The sequence below is a fragment of the Pseudomonas alkylphenolica genome, from assembly GCF_004025535.1.
GTDB classification, from domain to species: domain Bacteria; phylum Pseudomonadota; class Gammaproteobacteria; order Pseudomonadales; family Pseudomonadaceae; genus Aquipseudomonas; species Aquipseudomonas alkylphenolica_A.
In genome coordinates, this window is record NZ_QJRG01000033.1 from 77,218 (window position 1) to 94,838 (window position 17,621).

18 protein-coding genes are annotated in these 17,621 nt (G+C 63.8%); 13 read left to right on the forward strand and 5 right to left on the reverse strand.

The features are described 5' to 3' along the window. Positions 1–17 precede the first annotated feature (17 nt). From DM813_RS00465 to cobG, 5 genes are all read right to left on the reverse strand, one after another. Positions 18–722, reverse strand: a complete 705-nt coding sequence (locus DM813_RS00465) for a hypothetical protein (RefSeq protein WP_128321487.1) — start codon at positions 720–722, stop codon at positions 18–20. Between the two features lie 105 nt (positions 723–827). Then, positions 828–2,528, reverse strand: a complete 1,701-nt coding sequence (gene cobJ, locus DM813_RS00470) for a precorrin-3B C(17)-methyltransferase (RefSeq protein ID WP_128321488.1) — start codon at positions 2,526–2,528, stop codon at positions 828–830. Further along, entirely contained in the window at positions 2,528–3,262 is a 735-nt protein-coding gene (locus DM813_RS00475) for a precorrin-2 C(20)-methyltransferase (RefSeq protein WP_128321489.1), read from the reverse strand. Before DM813_RS00475 ends, cobJ begins: the two co-directional genes overlap by 1 nt. Further along, positions 3,259–3,885, reverse strand: coding sequence for a precorrin-8X methylmutase (locus DM813_RS00480; protein WP_123565000.1), 627 nt, complete (start codon positions 3,883–3,885; stop codon positions 3,259–3,261). The genes DM813_RS00475 and DM813_RS00480 overlap by 4 nt, the downstream gene beginning before the upstream one ends. Then, entirely contained in the window at positions 3,878–5,215 is a 1,338-nt protein-coding gene (gene cobG / locus DM813_RS00485) for a precorrin-3B synthase (RefSeq protein ID WP_241653115.1), read from the reverse strand. Before cobG ends, DM813_RS00480 begins: the two co-directional genes overlap by 8 nt. A 117-nt stretch (positions 5,216–5,332) precedes the next feature. On the opposite strand from cobG, the gene cbiE reads away from it, so the two are divergent. The 13 genes from cbiE to DM813_RS00550 all read left to right on the forward strand — a co-directional run bounded on the left by cbiE (position 5,333) and on the right by DM813_RS00550 (position 17,596). Then, positions 5,333–6,544 (forward strand): precorrin-6y C5,15-methyltransferase (decarboxylating) subunit CbiE, encoded by a 1,212-nt coding sequence (gene cbiE / locus DM813_RS00490; protein ID WP_128321491.1) that lies wholly within the window; start codon positions 5,333–5,335, stop codon positions 6,542–6,544. Continuing rightward, the gene (locus DM813_RS00495; RefSeq protein ID WP_128321492.1) at positions 6,537–7,634 is read left to right on the forward strand and encodes a cobalt-precorrin-5B (C(1))-methyltransferase; all 1,098 of its coding nucleotides are present in this window, start codon (positions 6,537–6,539) and stop codon (positions 7,632–7,634) included. The genes cbiE and DM813_RS00495 overlap by 8 nt, the downstream gene beginning before the upstream one ends. Then, complete coding sequence (locus DM813_RS00500) at positions 7,631–8,347, forward strand: cobalt-precorrin-6A reductase (RefSeq protein ID WP_128321493.1); 717 nt, start codon at positions 7,631–7,633, stop codon at positions 8,345–8,347. The genes DM813_RS00495 and DM813_RS00500 overlap by 4 nt, the downstream gene beginning before the upstream one ends. 91 nt (positions 8,348–8,438) lie before the next feature. Beyond that, complete coding sequence (locus DM813_RS00505; protein ID WP_128321494.1) at positions 8,439–8,876, forward strand: NfeD family protein; 438 nt, start codon at positions 8,439–8,441, stop codon at positions 8,874–8,876. A gap of 22 nt (positions 8,877–8,898) precedes the next feature. Beyond that, positions 8,899–9,756 (forward strand): SPFH domain-containing protein, encoded by an 858-nt coding sequence (locus tag DM813_RS00510; protein WP_128321495.1) that lies wholly within the window; start codon positions 8,899–8,901, stop codon positions 9,754–9,756. Positions 9,757–9,855: 99 nt separating this feature from the next. Further along, a complete protein-coding gene (locus tag DM813_RS00515) occupies positions 9,856–10,248 on the forward strand; it encodes a DUF2946 domain-containing protein (protein ID WP_128321496.1) in 393 nt (130 codons plus the stop codon). 46 nt (positions 10,249–10,294) lie between these two features. Beyond that, positions 10,295–10,774, forward strand: coding sequence for a copper chaperone PCu(A)C (locus tag DM813_RS00520; protein ID WP_128321497.1), 480 nt, complete (start codon positions 10,295–10,297; stop codon positions 10,772–10,774). 19 nt (positions 10,775–10,793) lie between these two features. Beyond that, entirely contained in the window at positions 10,794–11,222 is a 429-nt protein-coding gene (locus DM813_RS00525) for a DUF2946 domain-containing protein (RefSeq protein ID WP_128321498.1), read from the forward strand. 80 nt (positions 11,223–11,302) lie between these two features. Beyond that, complete coding sequence (locus tag DM813_RS00530; RefSeq protein WP_128321499.1) at positions 11,303–13,369, forward strand: TonB-dependent copper receptor; 2,067 nt, start codon at positions 11,303–11,305, stop codon at positions 13,367–13,369. Positions 13,370–13,430: 61 nt separating this feature from the next. Next, positions 13,431–14,798, forward strand: a complete 1,368-nt coding sequence (locus DM813_RS00535) for a PepSY-associated TM helix domain-containing protein (RefSeq protein ID WP_128321500.1) — start codon at positions 13,431–13,433, stop codon at positions 14,796–14,798. Between the two features lie 58 nt (positions 14,799–14,856). Then, positions 14,857–15,645 carry an ABC transporter ATP-binding protein gene (locus DM813_RS00540; RefSeq protein WP_128321501.1) on the forward strand — a complete coding sequence of 263 codons (789 nt, stop codon included), beginning with the start codon at positions 14,857–14,859 and terminating at the stop codon, positions 15,643–15,645. After that, on the forward strand, positions 15,642–16,589 hold the full coding sequence (locus DM813_RS00545) for an ABC transporter substrate-binding protein (protein ID WP_128321502.1): 948 nt from the start codon (positions 15,642–15,644) through the stop codon (positions 16,587–16,589). The genes DM813_RS00540 and DM813_RS00545 overlap by 4 nt, the downstream gene beginning before the upstream one ends. After that, on the forward strand, positions 16,586–17,596 hold the full coding sequence (locus tag DM813_RS00550) for a FecCD family ABC transporter permease (protein WP_128321503.1): 1,011 nt from the start codon (positions 16,586–16,588) through the stop codon (positions 17,594–17,596). The genes DM813_RS00545 and DM813_RS00550 overlap by 4 nt, the downstream gene beginning before the upstream one ends. Positions 17,597–17,621: the final 25 nt, after the last annotated feature.

The following is a 17,621-nucleotide window of genomic DNA, read 5'->3' on the forward strand; positions in this document are numbered from 1 at the left end:
GTCGCCGGTGAACAACATCAAGGTCGTTTTTTCGGTTCGATGGGTTTGGTGAGCACGTCGTTTTTGCTCTTGTCGCCTACACGCTGAATCAACGTGCTCTTGACTGTGTCATAAAGACCACGATGGAAGGTCAAGGCAGCAGCACCGGTGTAGCTGTCGGAATGGCTGGAGCTCCACTCAAAGACCAGAAAGCTGGATTTATCAGGCGGGGATTCGCTGCTCTGAATGCACCCGACGCTGAGCATGACCTCACCGTTAGCCTGTTGGGTGCATACCGCAATGCTCAACGAAGTACCCTCTTTTTCTGCGTTCAAACGATCCAGCAGGGCAACGGCCTCCGGGCTTTGCGCCACGGTATCAACCGCATCACTGGCAACACTGACCAGTGAAGACACCATCGAAGCACCACCGGTGGCGTACCCCAGGCCAGCCTTGACCGCTTTGACCAGCAGGTTTTTTACCGAAAAATTCTGCGCGCTGGCAGCTTCCTTGACGTACGAAAATTTGACAGGCAGCCAACCACAACTCTCCATGGTCTTCAGGTAAGCCTGGAACCATTGTTGGCCTTCGGTGGTGGGAAAGTACTCCGCCGAAGCGGCAAGCGAACTGAACAGATGACTGTACTTGAGTGCGTCGCTGTTTTCTTCAGACAGACCGACAAACACCAGCAAGTCACCGTTGTTAACCTGGACATTGTTTCCAGCGTTCTGAATTTCACTCATGGGTGCTCTTCCTTGATCATTGAGAGGGTGACCTGTTACCAGGCCGCCCCGCTACAGTGATCGGTCAGCGCCACGATAGGCACCGAGAAAAAAGCCCTCTGCAATTCAGGGTTTGTGACCGTACCAGCGCGGTGTATAGACCCACGGCTGCAGGCCTGGGCGATCAAACGTCACCGTGGTTGAAGAGCCGACCAGCACCATGGTGCGCATGTCCACATCCTCCGGTTTCAATGCCTGCAACTGAACAACGCGCAGCGTCTGTCCCGGCCGACCGATGTCCCGCCCGAGCACTACCGGCGTCGTCCCGATACGATGCTGACGCACGATCTCCAGCGCCCGCCCCAGCTGCCACGGACGCGATCGCGAAATCGGGTTGTAGAACGCTAGCGCCAGATCGGCCTGGCATGCCAGGTCCAGGCGCGTTTCGATGATCGACCAGGGCTTGAGATTGTCCGACAGCGACAGCACGCAGAAGTCATGCCCCAGGGGCGCGCCTGCCTGAGCCGCTGTCGCCAGAGATGCCGAAACACCGGGCAGTATTTCAAGGTCAACGGCATGCCAGCACGGATCACTCGACTCGTGCAAAGCCTCCAGCACCGCCGCAGCCATGGCAAACACGCCCGGGTCACCGGAAGACACCACTACTACTGAACGGCCTTGCGCCGCCAGCTCGAAGGCATGCCGGGCACGCTGCATTTCTTCACGGTTGTCAGTGCAATGCAGGACCTGGTCGGGGCGAAACGGGCCGGCCATCCTCACATAGGTTTCATAACCCAGCACATCATTGGCCCGCGCCAGCTCGGCCTTGACGGCGGGCACCATCAAGTCGGCAGCGCCAGGCCCCAGGCCAATCACCGCCAGGCGGCCGCGTGCCCGGCCAACGCCGTGCGGATCGATGGGCTGGTTCGACACCACCAGCGCCAGGCCGTCGACCAGCGGCTGCGCTGGCAACAATTGCGGTAGCACCGAGGCGGCCAATGCACTGGCATCTGCAGCGCCGGGAGCGAAGCGCAAGGTTACACCCAGATCGTCTGCCGCCTCGCGCAAGGCCGGGTCGGCCATGAGTTCGTCGGCCGCCACCAGGCAAGCCAGTGCTGGCTCGGCGATACCGGCGCTGCGCAGCCCATCGCGGATAACCTGAGCCAACTGCGGCAGCACCTGGCTGACTGCGACCATGACGCACCGCGGGTAGATCACCAGCTCGTTGGCCGACGCCTCGCGGGCATCGCAGCCCACATGAATGGCCAGTTGCGCCTGTTCGCTCTGTGGCAGCTGCGCCTGCTCCAGCCAGGGGGCAGTGCCATTGATGCGTACACTTTCACCGGCCAGCAGATCGGAGACGAAGCGCTTGCCCAGCTCAAGATCCGCCAGGGCATAGCCGCTGGGTGGATTGAGCAGGCAGGTACCGAAGCGCAACTCGCCACTGGTGGTGATGGCCGGCGCCACACCCAGCCCCGCAGCGATTTCACGGGCCATGACGTTGACCCCGCCCAAGCCGCCAAGCAGCGGCACGACGGCGCTGCCGTCCTCGGCCACGGCCAGCACTGGCGGCTCGGCGCCCTTCTCCAGCAGCTCGCTGGCCAGGGTGCGGATGACAATGCCGGCGGCGCACAGGGCAATGATCGGCGTGTCCTGCTGGTAGAGCTGCCGCAAGGTACTACCAAACGACTGGTACAGGCTGTCGACATCCTCGACCCGGCCCTCCAGGCCATGGATCAAGGCATCCGGATACAGCTGCTGGATCTTGCGGGCAGTGGCCAGGCTGCCTTTACCGAGAACGATGATGGCCGGGGCTTTGCGCATCATCAACCCTGCCACCTTTCACCCGGAACGATGATCAACGAAAAATACGGTGACGACTGGGGATCAACTTCATCCAGCGCAACGATCTTCTGGTTGGCCATGGTCGCCCGTTCCACATACAGGGCACGCTCGGCCAGACCGAGTTCAGCCAGCACCTCGCGCACCTTGGGGAAGTTGCGACCCAGTTTCATGATCACCGCCGCATCGGCATCGGCCAGGCGCCGCTTGAGCTCATCGTGCGGCAACACGCCGGAAAGCACCGACAGGCTCTGGTTGCGATAGACCAACGGCGCACCCAGTACCGACGCACCACCCAGCATCGAGCAGACACCCGGAATCACCTCGGCGTCATAGCGATCGGCCAGGCGGTCATGCAGGTACATGTAGGAGCCGTAGAAGAACGGATCGCCTTCGCAGATCACCGCCACATCACGCCCGGCGTCCAGATGGGTGGCGACTTCCAGCGCGGCCTCATCGTAAAAGTCGCTGATAACCTGCTCGTACGACAGCGGTGCGGGCAGCGCCTCGGTGGTCACCGGATACACCAGCGGCAACAGCGTCTGGGCTTGCTGCAGGTGACCTTCGATGATGCCGAAGGCGTTGCCGCGCTTGCCCTTGGCGACGAAGTAAGCCACCACGGGCGACTCGCGCAGCAGGCGCAGGGCCTTGACGGTAATCAGTTCCGGATCGCCAGGGCCCACGCCCAGGCCAAGCAAACGTCCACGAGCCTGCATCATTCGACCTCCGTGGCCAGGGCATTGACCGCCGCCGCCGCCATGGCGCTACCGCCCAGGCGGCCCTGCATGATGACGAAAGGCACACCGCGACTGTCCGCGGCAAGCATCGCCTTGGATTCAGCGGCGCCGACGAAGCCCACCGGAAAACCGAGGATCAACGCTGGTTTCGGCGCGCCGGCATCAAGCATCTCCAGCAGGTAGAACAAGGCGGTCGGCGCGTTGCCAATCACCACCACACTGCCTTCCAGGTGCGGGCGCCACAGTTCCAGGGCCACCGCCGAACGGGTGTTGCCCAGTTCACGGGCAAGCTCTGGCACTTGCTCGTCACGCAGCGTGCAGATCACCGGGTTGTTCGCTGGCAGGCGGGCACGGGTGATGCCCTCGGAGACCATGCGCGCATCGCAAAGGATCGGCGCACCGGCGGCCAAGGCATCGCGCCCGGCCTTGCCGGCGCCCGGCGAGAATTGCAGGCCATCAATGGCATCGACCATACCGCAGGCGTGGATCACCCGAACCGCGAGTTTTTCCAGATCGGCAGGAATACGATCAAGCCGCGCTTCCTCTCGAATGATCGCGAAGGAATTGCGATAGATCTCCTGACCATCGCGGATGTAATCAATCATCAAGGGTGCTCCGTGAGCGGGCGTCTAACAGTGCGCCGGCTTCTTTCAGTGTGAGGTTGCGTGCGCGCAGGCTGCCGAAACCCGGTTGGGCTGCGTCACGCAGATACAAGTCATAGTGGCCCGGGCTTTGCGCCAGCAGGGTTGCCGGGGCGACGTGGGCCATGGCGCACGAGCGCGGGCAGCCGCTCAGGTGCACGCTGGCCGGAGCGCCGCGGGTGAGCAATGTGGCCAGTACCCGGGCGTCGCCCTTGGTCTCGGCCTGGGCCTTGGCGCAACCGGCCGAGCCCGTGCAAGCCACCAGGCGGGTCAGCGATTCATCGGCCGAACACAGCAAGCCCAGTTGCGCCAGGCCGCTAGTCACGGCCGACGCATCGTGCCGGGCAATATTCGGCAATAGCAGGCTCTGCCACGGGGTAACGCGCAGGCTGCCATCGCCCAGTTCGCGGGCCAGCCGCGCAGCGCCACGCAGCATCGAAGGGTTCAGACGGCCCAACGGCGCTGCGGCACCGACAGCGCTCAAGCCCGATTGCAGCTGTGGATAAGTCCCCAGGTAGCCGCTACCTGCCGTTGCCTGGCGGCGCCATTGCTGTACGGCGTGGTCGCAACGGATCTTCAGGCCTAAGCCGGCGATGAAATCTTCCGGCGAACACTCCGTCAGCAACTGACGCATGCGCGTTTGCTCAGGCCGGGCCAGTTCAAGAAACCGATTGAGCACTGCCAGCACCAAAGCATGCCCCTGCACCAAGGGCACGGCGCCCAACGGCGCATCGTGTGCAGGGCAACCCGCCAGGCCAAACGCCAGCCATGGCTCACCATCCAGCTGCAGGGCACCGAGCCATAGGTCGTGGGGGTGTTCGAGCATCGCCAGGCCTTCACCACCGTCTACTTGCACGGCGAACTTGGCCGAGAGCTGATGCAGGCGTGGCGTGGTCTCAAGCGTCTGCAACAGTTGCTCCGCCAGAGGGCGGGTGTCGAACAGCATCTGCGGATCAACACCTGCCATTGGGCTGAGCATCAGGTTTCGGACATCGTCAGCCGCAGCATCGCGCGGCCCCAGCCCTGCTGCCAGCAACTGCTCGATCAACCCGGCCTGCTCGCTGCCAATGCCGCGGATCTGCAAGTTGCCCCGGTTGGTGGCCTCGATCTCGCCGCCGGCAAAACGCTCGGCAGCAGTGGCGACGGCGTCAGCCTGGTCAGCCGTGAGCGCACCACCGGCCAGCTTGATCCGGCAGATGCCGCCGTCTTTGGCCTGGACAATACGCAGCAACCCCGGGCAAGCCGAGGGGCGTAGCGAAACCTGGGGCTGGCGGGCCGAAAAAGGCTCGTTCAAAAGGTCACCCGACAATCGTGAAAAGGCACTTCAGTGTAGAAGGCGCGGTATTATGCCTGCTTTGTCCGAAGGCATGAAAAGCCTGCCGGTCGGATTGCCGGGTATTGAGGAAAACGCATGTCGCCGTGGCTGACGGTAGTAGGTATCGGTGAAGACGGTTTTAGTGGCCTGGGCAAGCAGGCCCGGCGCGCACTGCTGGGCGCATCGAAAGTATTTGGCGGCCAGCGTCAGCTGGATCTGCTACCGCATTGCATGCGTGGCGAACGCCTGTTGTGGCCCAGCCCGTTCTCCCTCGCGCCCGTGCTGGCCCTGCGCGGTGAGCCGGTGTGTGTACTGGCCAGCGGTGACCCGATGTTCTTCGGCGTGGGCGCCAGCCTTGCCCGCCAGCTCAACGTAGACGAGATGAGCGTGTTGCCGATGCCGTCCTCCTGCACGCTGGCTGCCGCCCGCCTGGGTTGGCCGCTGCAGGAGGTGACGATTGTGTCGGTGGTGGCTCGTCCCCTCGCCGCGCTCAACGCCCATCTGTACAGCGGCGTGCGTTTGCTGGTGCTGAGTAACGATGGCAGCAGCCCGGCCGCCATTGCCGCCCAGTTGCGTGAGCGCGGCTTTGGCCCGAGCCGGGTGCAGGTCTTCGAGCACCTTGGCGCAGCGGCCGAACGCCGCCTTGAGGGCACGGCCGAGCACTGGCCACACGAACACGTTGCCGACTTGAACCTGGTGGCCGTCGAGTGCCGGGCGGCCACCGATGCGCCGCGCCTATCGCCGCTGGCAGGCTTGCCGGACACCGCCTTCCGGCACGACGGTCAGCTGACCAAACGTGACGTTCGCGCCATCACCCTCGCCCGCCTCGCACCACAACCGGGCGAGCTGCTCTGGGATGTCGGCGCCGGCAGCGGCTCGATCGGCATCGAGTGGATGCGCGCTCACCCCAGTTGCCGCGCGCTGGCTATCGAGTCCGATGAAGGTCGCCAACAGCTCATCGAACATAACCGCGACGCCCTTGGCGTCCCCGGCCTGCAACTGGTCCGCGGCCGCGCACCGCTGGCGCTGGCCGGCCTGGAGCGCCCCGATGCAGTGTTCATCGGCGGTGGCGTCACCCGTGAAGGTGTCCTGCAACACTGCTGGCAGCAACTGCGTCCGGGCGGGCGACTGGTGGCCAATGCCGTGACCCTGCAGAGCGAGCTGGCGCTGGTCAGCTGGCGCGAGCAGCATGGTGGTGAGCTGACCCGTATCCACATCGCCCACGCCCAACCGCTGGGCGATTTCGATACCTGGCGTCAGGCCTTGCCGATCACCCTGTTAGAAGCGGTCAAACCCCTTGATGCGTGACGAGACCCAGGAACAACCGGCGCCACTGCGCAGCGGCCTGACCACCGGCAGCTGCGCTACGGCCACCAGCCTTGCTGCGGCGCGCCTGCTGCTGAGCGGTGTTGCCCATGACGCCGTGCAGATCACCCTGCCCAAGGGCAAGCAGGTGCAGATGCGCCTCGAATTCTGCCGCCTACATGAAAGCGGCGCCGAAGCGGGCACCCTCAAGGATGCGGGTGACGATCCGGATGTCACCCACGGCGCACTGATCTACAGCCGCGTGCGCCTGTTCCCCGAGCCCGGTGTGCGCTTTGTCGCAGGCCACGGTGTTGGCACCGTGACACGTCCCGGCCTGGTCCTCGCCGTCGGCGAGCCGGCAATTAACCCCGTGCCGCGGCGGATGATGAACGAACACCTGCAGCGGCTGGCCGATGAGTGCGGCTACACGGGCGGCTTTGAGGTGACGGTAAATGTGCAGGATGGCGAACAGCTCGCACTGAAAACCATGAACCCGCGCCTGGGCATTCTTGGCGGCCTGTCGATTCTCGGCACCAGCGGTATCGTCCGACCCTTTTCCTGCTCGGCCTACATTGCCTCGATCCATCAGGGCATCGATGTCGCCAAAACCAACGGCTACCTGCACATAGCAGCGTGCACCGGCAACGCCAGCGAAGACACCATGCGCCGGGTATACAACCTGCCGGAGATTGCCCTGATCGAGATGGGCGACTTTGTCGGCGCGGTACTCAAGCACCTGCGCAAAGTCCCGGTGGATAAACTCAGCCTGTGCGGGGGCTTCGGCAAGATCAGCAAGCTCGCGGCCGGGCACATGGACCTGCACAGCCGACACTCCAGCATCGACCTGCCACAGTTGGCCGTATGGGCCGCGGCCATCGGTGCCGACAGTAACTTGCAAAGCGCGATCCGTCAGGCCAATACCAGCCAGCAAGCCCTGGCCCTGGCCAGTGCGGCAGGCATCGCCTTGGGTGATGCAGTGTGCGGCCATGCCCTGGCGTTCGCCCGCAGTGTGGTGCCGCCGCAGGTTCAGGTAGAGGTCTTCGCCATCGACCGTCAGGGCGGCATCGTGGGCCACGCAGGAACCTTTGAATGAAGCGTATTTTGTTGCTCGGTGGTATCACCGAGGCGTTGGCCATTGCCCGTACCCTGGGCCCTGAGCATGTCTACAGCCTGGCGGGCATCGGCCGGGTACCAGGCGATCTTGGCTGCCAGGTGCGGGTCGGCGGTTTTGGTGGCGCCGAGGGGTTGGCGACTTATCTGCATACCGAAAAAATCGACTTGCTGATCGACGCCACCCACCCCTATGCCGCCCAGATCAGCGCCAATGCTGCCCGCGCGGCACAGCTCAGCGGCGTTCCCTGCTGGGCCTTGCGGCGTCCGGCCTGGCAGGCACAAGCCGGCGACGACTGGCGTGAAGTGGCCGGCTGGGCCGAGCTGATCGAAGCCCTGCGCCCATTCAGGCGCCCGCTGTTCACCCTGGGTCGCGAACCCTTGCAACACCTGGATGAAATCCCGCCCGAGCAGTTCTGGACCCTGCGCGCCCTGGAGGCCTGCCCCGGCAATGAGCGCTGCGAAGTGATTGGTGCGCGCGGGCCGTTTCATCTCGAAGACGAGCGCGCCCTGTTCGAGCGTCGGCAGATCGACGTGTTGATCAGCAAGAACAGTGGCAGCACGGCGACCGAGCCCAAGCTCGACGTTGCGCGAGAGCGAGGGGTACCGGTACTGGTGTTGAAACGGCCTGAGCTGCCAGGGGTGGACCGGGAGTTCTTTGCGGTTGATGAGCTGGTTTCGGCACTCAACCTGTAACTTCAGGCCCTGTTTCAGAATATTCTGATTAGCCCAGCCGCCACGCATTGACATAGACTGCCCGCTTCTCCCCCTGGAAGAATTCGCCCATATGGACATGCAATGGTGGATCTGGCTGGTGTTCGGGTTCGGCCTGATTGCGCTCGAGCTCGTGCTGCCGACCTTCTTCATTCTCTGGTTCGGCATTGGCGCCGTGCTTGTGTCGCTCATCGCCTTCCTGGCCCCGAGCCTGCAGCTCGACATGCAGGTGCTGCTGTGGGTGGCGCTCTCGTCTGTCACCACGTTCCTGTGGTTCAAGGTGTTTCGCAAGAAGAAGCCGGAAACCCGCTGGACCGCCGATGACGTCATCGGCGAAGTCGGTCTGTTGACCGCCTCGGTCTCCGAATTCCAGAAAGGCCGCGTGCGCTTTCAAAAGCCCATCCTCGGCAACGAGGAGTGGGTCTGTATAGCCGACAGCGCAATACCCTCCGGCGAGCGCGTGCGCATCGCTGCCATCGAAGGCAATACCGCCCGGGTAACCCGGGCCTGATCAGCAAAGGAAGCACTGCCCCATGACCAGCCTCATCGTCGCCGGCACGATCGCCGCATTCGTCATCATCACCCTGTTCAAGGGGGTGCGCATCGTGCCCCAGGGCGAAGAGTGGATCGTCGAGCGTCTCGGCCGTTATCACAACACCCTCAAGCCCGGCTTGAACATCGTCATTCCGTACATGGACGTGGTGTCCTACCGCCTGCCCACCAAGGACATCATCCTCGACGTGCAGCAACAGGAAATCATCACCCGCGACAACGCCGTCATCGTCGCCAACGCCCTGTGCTTTGCCAAGGTGGTCGACCCGCAGAAAGCCGCCTACGGCGTACAGGACTTTTCGTTTGCGGTGACCAGCCTGACCATGACCTCGCTGCGCGCCATCGTCGGTGCCATGGACCTCGACGAAGCACTCTCCAGCCGCGAGCAGATCAAGGCCCGCCTGCGTGAAGCGATGTCCGAACAAACCGAAGACTGGGGCGTGACAGTACGTTCGGTAGAGATCCAGGACATCAAGCCTTCGGAAAACATGCAGCGCGCCATGGAACGCCAGGCTGCCGCCGAGCGCGAACGAAAAGCCGACGTCACCCGTGCCGAAGGCAACAAGCAGGCGGCGATTCTCGAAGCTGAAGCACGCCTGCAATCGGCCCGGCTCGATGCCGAAGCACAAATCAGCCTGGCCGAGGCCTCGGCGCGCTCGATCACCCTGGTACGCGATGCCGTAGGCAGCGAAATCACCCCGGCGATGTATCTGCTGGGCGAGCGCTACATCGGCGCCATGGAAAATCTGGCCGGCAGCGACAACGCCAAGGTCGTGGTGCTTCCGGCCGACCTGCAGGAAACCGTGCGCGGGTTGATGGGCCGCAACAAGGCGAGCTGATGAGTCCCCGTCGGGGTGTGGCACTTCACCGCACCCCTGATAATTTGTCCTACACTCAGCGTTACAATAGCCACCACTTGATGCCTGACCGGATCCTCCATGCCCTCACATCGGCCCGCCATTGCCTGGATTGCCTGCTTCGCAGTGCTGTTCAACCTGCTGGCAATGCCATTGGCATCTGCGACGGGAAAAGGGCCGGCCGAACAACTGTTGTGGGGCGCTTTCTGTTCGAGTGTCAGCGCCAAGGCATCACCCGCGGTCATGGCCTTGGGCAAGATCGATATTGGCCAGCAGGGTGACGACCACGCCAGCATGCAGCACTGCTGGTGCTGCTCCGGTACGGCGCCGCTGCTGGCACTGCCCGGGCACCCGCCGCAACTGCTCCCGACCCTGGCGTGGATGAGTGCACAGGCGCCACCGCTCACGGCCTACCAGCCTACGCCGCGCCAGCAATGGCCGTCGCTCAACCCGCGCGCCTCCCCTCTGGTCTGAGTTCACTCCGCTTACCGCTGCGAACTCAATCGACTGGAGTACACCCATGTTCAAGAACGCCCTGCTGCTGGCTACCCTGCTGCTGCCCGCAACCTTTGCCATCGCCCACGAGTACACCAAGGGCGACTTGCATATCGCCCACCCGTGGTCGCAAGAGCTGCCGCCCAACGCCCCTAACGTGGCGGCCTATTTCATCATCCACAACAACGGCAGCAGCGACGACACACTGACAGGTGTCGACAGCCCGATCAGCGCCGAGGCCCAGTTGCATGAACATGTGCACAAGGACGGTTTGATGAAAATGCAGCAGGTGCAGCGCGTTGACATACCTGCCGGCAAAGACCTGGTGTTCGCCCCCAGCGCCTACCATGTCATGCTCTTGAACCCCACTGATCGCAGCCTGCTGACGGACGGCAAGCGTTTCCCGCTGACCCTGCACTTCGCCAAAGCCGGTGACGTCACTGTCGAAGTGCTGGTGCAGAAGCAGGCGCCCGAAAACAACGATCACACCGAACACAGCCACTGATCGCTGAGCGCTGCTCATCATGAGCCTCGTGCAGAACCGCCTCACCCGCCCCGCCCGCCCTGACCTGAAACGGGCGCGCGGCAGCTGGTTGAGCCTGTTCGCCATGTTGATGATCTTTATCGGCCCGCTGGTTTCCCAGTCGATGCCGATGGATCACCGTGCCATGCCGGCAGGCATGGGCATGGGCATGTCCATGGAAAGCAGCGCTGATTGCCACAGCGACGGTCACCACAGCAGCAGCCCTTCACTGCAGGTGATCTGGGAGAAGTGTGGCTATTGCAGCCTGTTCTTCCACTGCCCTGCACTGCCCCAGGCCCTGAGCCTGCTCAATACCGAAGCCGCGCCAGCTACCACCACACTGGCGGTACAGCCCCGTCACGGCTACGCCCGGCAGACGGTTTTCCCCGGCGCTCGCACCCGCGCACCGCCCGCCCTCATCGTCGTCTGAATTCACCTGTCGCGTTTTCCGGTCCGGCCTGTTGCCGACGACCGTGTGCGCCTTCATGACTGATCGATGTTGGAATCACTATGTCCAGCTGTACTGCTGTCTTTCGTCCCTCCGTGCGTGGGACCTTTGTCGCGATTTGCGGCACCTTGCTCAGCCCCTTGGCCCTGGCCGCAAGCCAGGCCGCCGACGAGCAGGCGCACGAGCATGCCGAACTGAGTCCGACGGTGATAACCGCCGTGGCCCCCAGCTCGCCATTGACCATCGTTACCAACCCCAAAGACCCGCGCCAACCGGTACCGGCCAGCGACGGTGCCGACTATCTGAAGACCATCCCTGGTTTTTCCGCAATTCGCGCCGGTGGCACCAACGGTGACCCGGTGCTGCGCGGCATGTTCGGCTCGCGCCTGAACATCCTCACCAACGGCGGCGTAATGCTGGGTGCCTGCCCGAACCGTATGGACGTCCCCACTTCCTACATTTCACCGGAAACCTATGACCGCCTGACCGTGATCAAAGGCCCGCAAAGCGTGATCTGGGGCCCGGGTGCCTCCGCCGGCACCATTTTGTTTGATCGGGAACCCGAGCAATTCGGCGCGCTGGGCAGCCGGGTCAATGCCAGCCTGCTCGCCGGCTCCAACGGCCGCTTCGACAAGGTGCTCGACACAGCCGCAGGCAATCAGTCGGGCTACGCACGCTTTGTCGGCAACCAGTCGCATTCGGACGACTACGAAGACGGCAACGGCGATACCGTGCCGTCGCGCTGGGACAAGTGGAACGGAGATGTCGCCCTCGGCTGGACCCCGGATGCCGACACGCTGGTGGAGCTCACCGCGGGCAAGGGCGACGGCGAAGCCCGTTATGCCGGGCGCGGCATGGACGGCTCGCAGTTCAAGCGCGAAAGCCTCGGGTTGCGCTTCGAAAAGTCCAACATTGGCGAAGTCTGGGACAAGCTTGAAGCGCAGGTCTACTACAACTACGCCGACCATGTGATGGACAACTACAGTCTGCGCACGCCTTCAGGCATGGGCATGATGGGCATGCCCATGGTCAGCAATGTCGACCGCCGTACACTGGGTGGCCGGATCAAAGGCACCTGGCGCTGGGACGAGCTGCAACTGATCGCCGGTGTCGACGCGCAATCCAATGAGCATCGCCAGCGCGGCGGCATGGGCATCGATGTGCACAAGCACATGCCGTGGACCAAGGACGCCGACTTCCACAACTACGGCGTGTTCGGCGAGCTGACTTGGTACGCCGCCGATCAGGACCGCCTGATCACCGGCGCACGCCTGGACCGCGCCTCGGCCAAGGACTACCGGGACACCAGTGCCACCCGCAATGATACCCGTGCAGACACCCTGCCCAGCGGCTTCGTGCGCTACGAACACGACCTGCTGGAAATCCCCGCCACCACCTACATAGGCCTGGGCCACGCCGAGCGTTTCCCCGACTACTGGGAACTGTTCTCGCCCAAGTCGGGGCCGGCCGGTTCGGTTAATGCCTTCGACAGCATCAAGCCGGAAAAAACCACCCAGCTCGACTTCGGCATCCAGTACCAGACCGACGACCTGCAAGCCTGGGCTTCGGGCTATGTCGGGCAGATCCGCGACTACATCCTGTTCGACTACCGCACCGACATGATGGGCATGAGCAGCAGCCGGGCGCAGAACGTGGATGCGCGGATCATGGGCGGCGAACTCGGCGCCGCGTACAGGCTGACGTCCAACTGGAAAGCCGATGCAACCCTGGCCTACGCCTGGGGCAAGAACAGCAGCGACGGCAAGGCACTGCCGCAAATGCCGCCGCTGGAGAGCCGCCTGGGCCTGACCTACAGCCGTGACGACTGGAGCGCCGGTGCCCTGTGGCGCGTCGTCGCCGCACAAAATCGCATTGCCGAGAACTACGGCAACGTGGTCGGCAAGGACTACGAGAAGAGCGCAGGTTTCGGCGTGTTCTCGTTCAACGGCAGCTACCGGGTCAGTAAAAACCTCAAGCTCAGTGCCGGCGTCGACAACCTGTTCGACAAGGCCTACGCCGAGCACCTGAACCTGGCAGGCAATGCCGGGTTCGGCTACCCGGCCACTGATCCACAGGCAATCAACGAACCAGGGCGCACGCTCTGGACCAAGGTCGACCTGAGTTTCTGATTCACCACCAAAGGCGCGATCAATGATCGCGCTTACCCCAGGCAACATGGGAGCGCTTCACATGAACAAACCGTCGATGACCTTCTACAACCTGGCCTGGCGCTGGCATTTCTATGCCGGGCTGTTCGTTGCGCCATTCATGATCCTGCTGGCGGTTACCGGGATCATCTACCTGTTCAAGCCGCAGCTTGATCCCTTGCTGTACCGCGACTTGATGGTGGTCGAAGCCGGCCACCACACACAAAATGCCGATGCCTTGCTGCAACGTGTGCACGACACCTACCCCAAAGGCCAGGTCAGCCAGTACCTGCCTGCCATTGCCAGCGACCGCAGTGCCCAGTTCGTGGTGAAGGACGGTGGTCGTGAACTGAATGTGTTCATCAACCCGTATGACGGCACGCTGCTCGGTGAACAGGACGCCAAAAGCAACCTGCAGGCCGTGGCCCGCGCGCTGCACGGCGAACTGATGATCGGCACCGTCGGTGACCGCTTGATCGAACTGGCCGCCGGCTGGGGCGTGGTGCTGGTGGTGTCCGGCCTGTACCTCTGGTGGCCGAGGGGCAAACGCAGCGCCGGTGTACTGTGGCCGCGCCTGAATGCGCGCGGGCGCGTGCTCTGGCGCGATCTGCACGCCGTGACCGGGTTCTGGGGATCGGCGCTGTTGCTGCTGATGCTGCTCAGCGGCATGACCTGGACCGGCTTCTGGGGCGCGAAATACGCCGATGTCTGGAACCGCTTTCCGGCCGCGATGTGGAACGAAGTGCCAAAGTCCGATCAACAGGCCCGCGACCTCAATACTGCCTCGCGCCAGACCGTGCCGTGGGCGGTGGAAAATACGCCGATGCCGCAGTCCGGCGCTCACGCCGAGCATCAGGGTCACGACATGGGTGCCATGACACCGGCCGCTCCCCAGGTCAGCCTGCAGTACATCCAGGACCTGGCCACTGCGCAGGCGGTTGCCCCCGGCTACAGCATCACCCTGCCGACCTCGGCCCAGGGTGTGTACACCATTGCCGTGTTCGCCGACGACCCACGCAACGACGCCACACTGCATATCGACCAGTACACCGGCAAGGTACTGGTGGATGTGCGCTGGCAAGACTACAACGGCGTTGCCCGTGCCACCGAGCTCGGGGTGATGCTGCATGAAGGCAAGATGTTCGGCCCGCTCAACCAGATAATCATCCTGCTGGTGTGCCTGATGATCCTGCTGGGCTCGGTCAGTGGCCTGGTGATGTGGTGGAAGCGGCGTCCCGAAGGCGGCCTGGGCGTACCGCCGATTCGCCACGACCTGCCGCGCTGGAAAACCGCGACGGTGATCATGCTGCTGTTGGGCGCTGCCTTTCCGCTGGTGGGCGGCTCGATGCTGCTGGTGTGGCTGCTTGACCGCTATGCACCGCCGCTGCTGCGCACAAATCCGCTAACATAAGCGCCCGTTTTCGACACGGACCTGCCAGCAATGGCCCTGGCAGGTCTGCAGGACCTTCATGACTACCCTGAGTATCAGCGACCTGCACTGGTCGCCCCTGGGCCACGGCCATTGTCATCATCAGTTCCAGCTGCGCGAGATCAACCTGCAGGTCAGGGCCGGTGAATTCGTCGGCCTGATCGGCCCCAACGGCAGCGGCAAGACCAGCCTGCTGCGCTGCGCCTACCGGTTCAACAAGCCCGAGCGTGGCGTGGTACGCCTGGATGAACAGGACCTGTGGCGCCAGTCACCGCGCTGGTGCGCACAGCGAATTGCTGTGGTCTTGCAGGAGTTTCCCGATGCCTTCGGCCTGAATGTCGAGGAAGTGGTGGCGATGGGGCGCACGCCGCACAAAAGCCTGTTCGAGGGTGACACCGACGAAGACCGTCAACGGGTGGCTGCGGCACTGCAGACCGTCGGCCTCGCCGGCTTCGACGACCATGCGTTCGCCAGCCTGTCAGGCGGCGAGAAGCAACGGGTGATCCTGGCCAGGGCGCTGGTGCAGCAACCGCACCTGCTGATTCTCGATGAGCCGACCAACCACCTTGACCCGCGCTACCAGCTGGAGCTGTTGCATCAGGTACGCCGCCTAGGGGTTGGCACCCTGGCCAGCATTCATGACCTGAACCTGGCGGCGGCATTCTGCGATCGTCTGTATGTGCTGGATCACGGACGCATCGTTGCCAGCGGCACACCGACCGAGGTACTCACCACCGACCTGCTGCACGACGTCTTCGGCGTGCAGGCACTGGTCGACCGCCATCCACTCGCCGACCACCCACGCCTTACCTGGATAACCCAGCGATGATCCGAACCACTCTGTTTGTGCTGCTGGGCCTGCTCGCCAGCAGCAGTGCGTTTGCCCAGGCAACCCAGTACCCGTTGAGCGTGCAGAGCTGCAACCGCCAGGTGACATTCAACAAGGCGCCCGAGCATGCCCTGAGCCATGACATCAACATGACCCAGATGATGCTCGCCCTCGGCTTGCGCCCGCGCATGGTCGGCTACAGCGGTGTCAGCGGCTGGAAGGCCGTCACACCGGCGCTGCGCAAGGAGCTGGATGGCCTGCCGGAGCTGGCGGCCAAGTACCCTTCGGTCGAGACCCTGCTCAACGCCAACGTCGACTTTTTCTTTGCCGGCTGGGATTACGGCATGCGCGTCGGAGGCGACCTCACCCCGCAGACCCTGGCCCCGCTGGGCATCGCGGTCTACGAGCTGACCGAGTCGTGCGCCTTCGTCATGAAGCGCCCAGCTGCCAGCCTCGACGACACCTACACCGACCTGCGCAACCTGGGCAGGATCTTCGATGTGCAGGACCGAGCCGCAGCGTTGATCGGCCAGATGCAGCAGCGCGTGGCCGACGTGCAGCAGCAACTGCCGGCCAAACGCCCACGGGTATTTCTCTATGACAGCGGTGAAGACCGGGCCATGACCTCTGGCCGCCTGGGCATGCCGCAGGCCCTGATCGAGGCTGCCGGTGGACGCAATGTACTCGACGACATCGAGGCGAGCTGGACCCGGGTGAACTGGGAGAGCGTGGTCGAGCGCAACCCCGAAGTGATTGTCATCGTCGACTACGGCGAAGTCAGCGCCGCGCAGAAGCAAGCGTTCCTCGAACAGCACCCGGCGCTGCAATCGGTGCAGGCTATCCGCGACAAACGCTTCGTGGTGATTCCCTATGTGGCCGCCACGCCGAGCCTGGAAAACGTCGACGCCATCGAAACCATCGCCGCGAGCCTGCACGGCGTATGAGTCGCTATCGCCTGTTGTTGCTCGGTTTGATCGGCCTGCTGTTGGTGTCTTGCGTGGTGTCCCTGGGCTTTGGCGCTGCGCCGGTGCCCGTCGAGGTAGTCTGGCGCGTGCTGCTGTTCAAGGTCGCCGGCATAGCCCCCGAGACACCCGCCTGGAGCACAGGCCAGGAACACATCGTCTGGCTCATCCGGGTGCCGCGCATGCTGCTGGCCGCGCTGGTCGGAGGCGGCCTGGCGATGATCGGGGCGGTGCTGCAGGCCGTGACCCGCAACCCGCTGGCCGACCCGCATCTGCTCGGCGTCACCTCTGGCGCTACCCTCGGCGCCGTGCTGGTGGTGCTGCACATCGGTGAGTTGCTCGGGGTGCTGACCCTGCCGCTCGCCGCCTTTATCGGCGCGCTGTGCAGCATGTTGCTGGTGCTGGCCATTGCCAGTCGCCATGGCCGCCTGGACAGTGATCGCCTGCTGCTGTGCGGGGTGGCGGTGGCCTTTGTGATGATGGCGATCGCCAATCTGTTGCTGTTTCTTGGCGATCACCGTGCCAGTTCGGCGGTGATGTTCTGGATGCTCGGCGGCCTGGGCCTGGCGCGTTGGGAGTTACTGCCGATTCCGGCCATCAGCGTCCTGCTCGGGCTCGCCCTGTTGCTGGGCATGGCCCGCGCGCTGAATGCGCTGATGGCCGGCGAGCAGACGGCAGTCACCCTCGGCTTGAATGTGCGCTCGGTGCGCCTGCTGGCATTTCTGCTGTGTTCGCTGCTGACCGGCGTGCTGGTGGCCATCAGCGGTTCGATCGGCTTCGTCGGCCTGATGGTGCCGCACATCGCCCGGCGCCTGGTCGGCGCCGAACACACCCGGCTGCTGCCGGTTTGCCTGCTGCTGGGCAGCCTGTTTCTGATCTGGGTCGACGTTGCCGCACGGACCCTGATCTCCCCCGAGGACTTACCTATCGGAATTGCTACCGCCGCCATCGGTGGCTTGTTTTTTATCGGACTGATGCGCAAACGCTGACGATGATCACGCCAGCTTCGGACTT

Coding starts and splice junctions, on each gene's coding strand:
- DM813_RS00465 (WP_128321487.1), bottom strand. CDS start 722: ATGAGTGAAATTCAGAACGCTGGAAACAATGTCCAGGTTAACAACGGT.
- cobJ (WP_128321488.1), bottom strand. CDS start 2,528: ATGATGCGCAAAGCCCCGGCCATCATCGTTCTCGGTAAAGGCAGCCTG.
- DM813_RS00475 (WP_128321489.1), bottom strand. CDS start 3,262: ATGATGCAGGCTCGTGGACGTTTGCTTGGCCTGGGCGTGGGCCCTGGC.
- DM813_RS00480 (WP_123565000.1), bottom strand. CDS start 3,885: ATGATTGATTACATCCGCGATGGTCAGGAGATCTATCGCAATTCCTTC.
- cbiE (WP_128321491.1), top strand. CDS start 5,333: ATGTCGCCGTGGCTGACGGTAGTAGGTATCGGTGAAGACGGTTTTAGT.
- DM813_RS00495 (WP_128321492.1), top strand. CDS start 6,537: ATGCGTGACGAGACCCAGGAACAACCGGCGCCACTGCGCAGCGGCCTG.
- DM813_RS00500 (WP_128321493.1), top strand. CDS start 7,631: ATGAAGCGTATTTTGTTGCTCGGTGGTATCACCGAGGCGTTGGCCATT.
- DM813_RS00505 (WP_128321494.1), top strand. CDS start 8,439: ATGGACATGCAATGGTGGATCTGGCTGGTGTTCGGGTTCGGCCTGATT.
- DM813_RS00510 (WP_128321495.1), top strand. CDS start 8,899: ATGACCAGCCTCATCGTCGCCGGCACGATCGCCGCATTCGTCATCATC.
- DM813_RS00515 (WP_128321496.1), top strand. CDS start 9,856: ATGCCCTCACATCGGCCCGCCATTGCCTGGATTGCCTGCTTCGCAGTG.
- DM813_RS00520 (WP_128321497.1), top strand. CDS start 10,295: ATGTTCAAGAACGCCCTGCTGCTGGCTACCCTGCTGCTGCCCGCAACC.
- DM813_RS00525 (WP_128321498.1), top strand. CDS start 10,794: ATGAGCCTCGTGCAGAACCGCCTCACCCGCCCCGCCCGCCCTGACCTG.
- DM813_RS00530 (WP_128321499.1), top strand. CDS start 11,303: ATGTCCAGCTGTACTGCTGTCTTTCGTCCCTCCGTGCGTGGGACCTTT.
- DM813_RS00535 (WP_128321500.1), top strand. CDS start 13,431: ATGAACAAACCGTCGATGACCTTCTACAACCTGGCCTGGCGCTGGCAT.
- DM813_RS00540 (WP_128321501.1), top strand. CDS start 14,857: ATGACTACCCTGAGTATCAGCGACCTGCACTGGTCGCCCCTGGGCCAC.
- DM813_RS00545 (WP_128321502.1), top strand. CDS start 15,642: ATGATCCGAACCACTCTGTTTGTGCTGCTGGGCCTGCTCGCCAGCAGC.
- DM813_RS00550 (WP_128321503.1), top strand. CDS start 16,586: ATGAGTCGCTATCGCCTGTTGTTGCTCGGTTTGATCGGCCTGCTGTTG.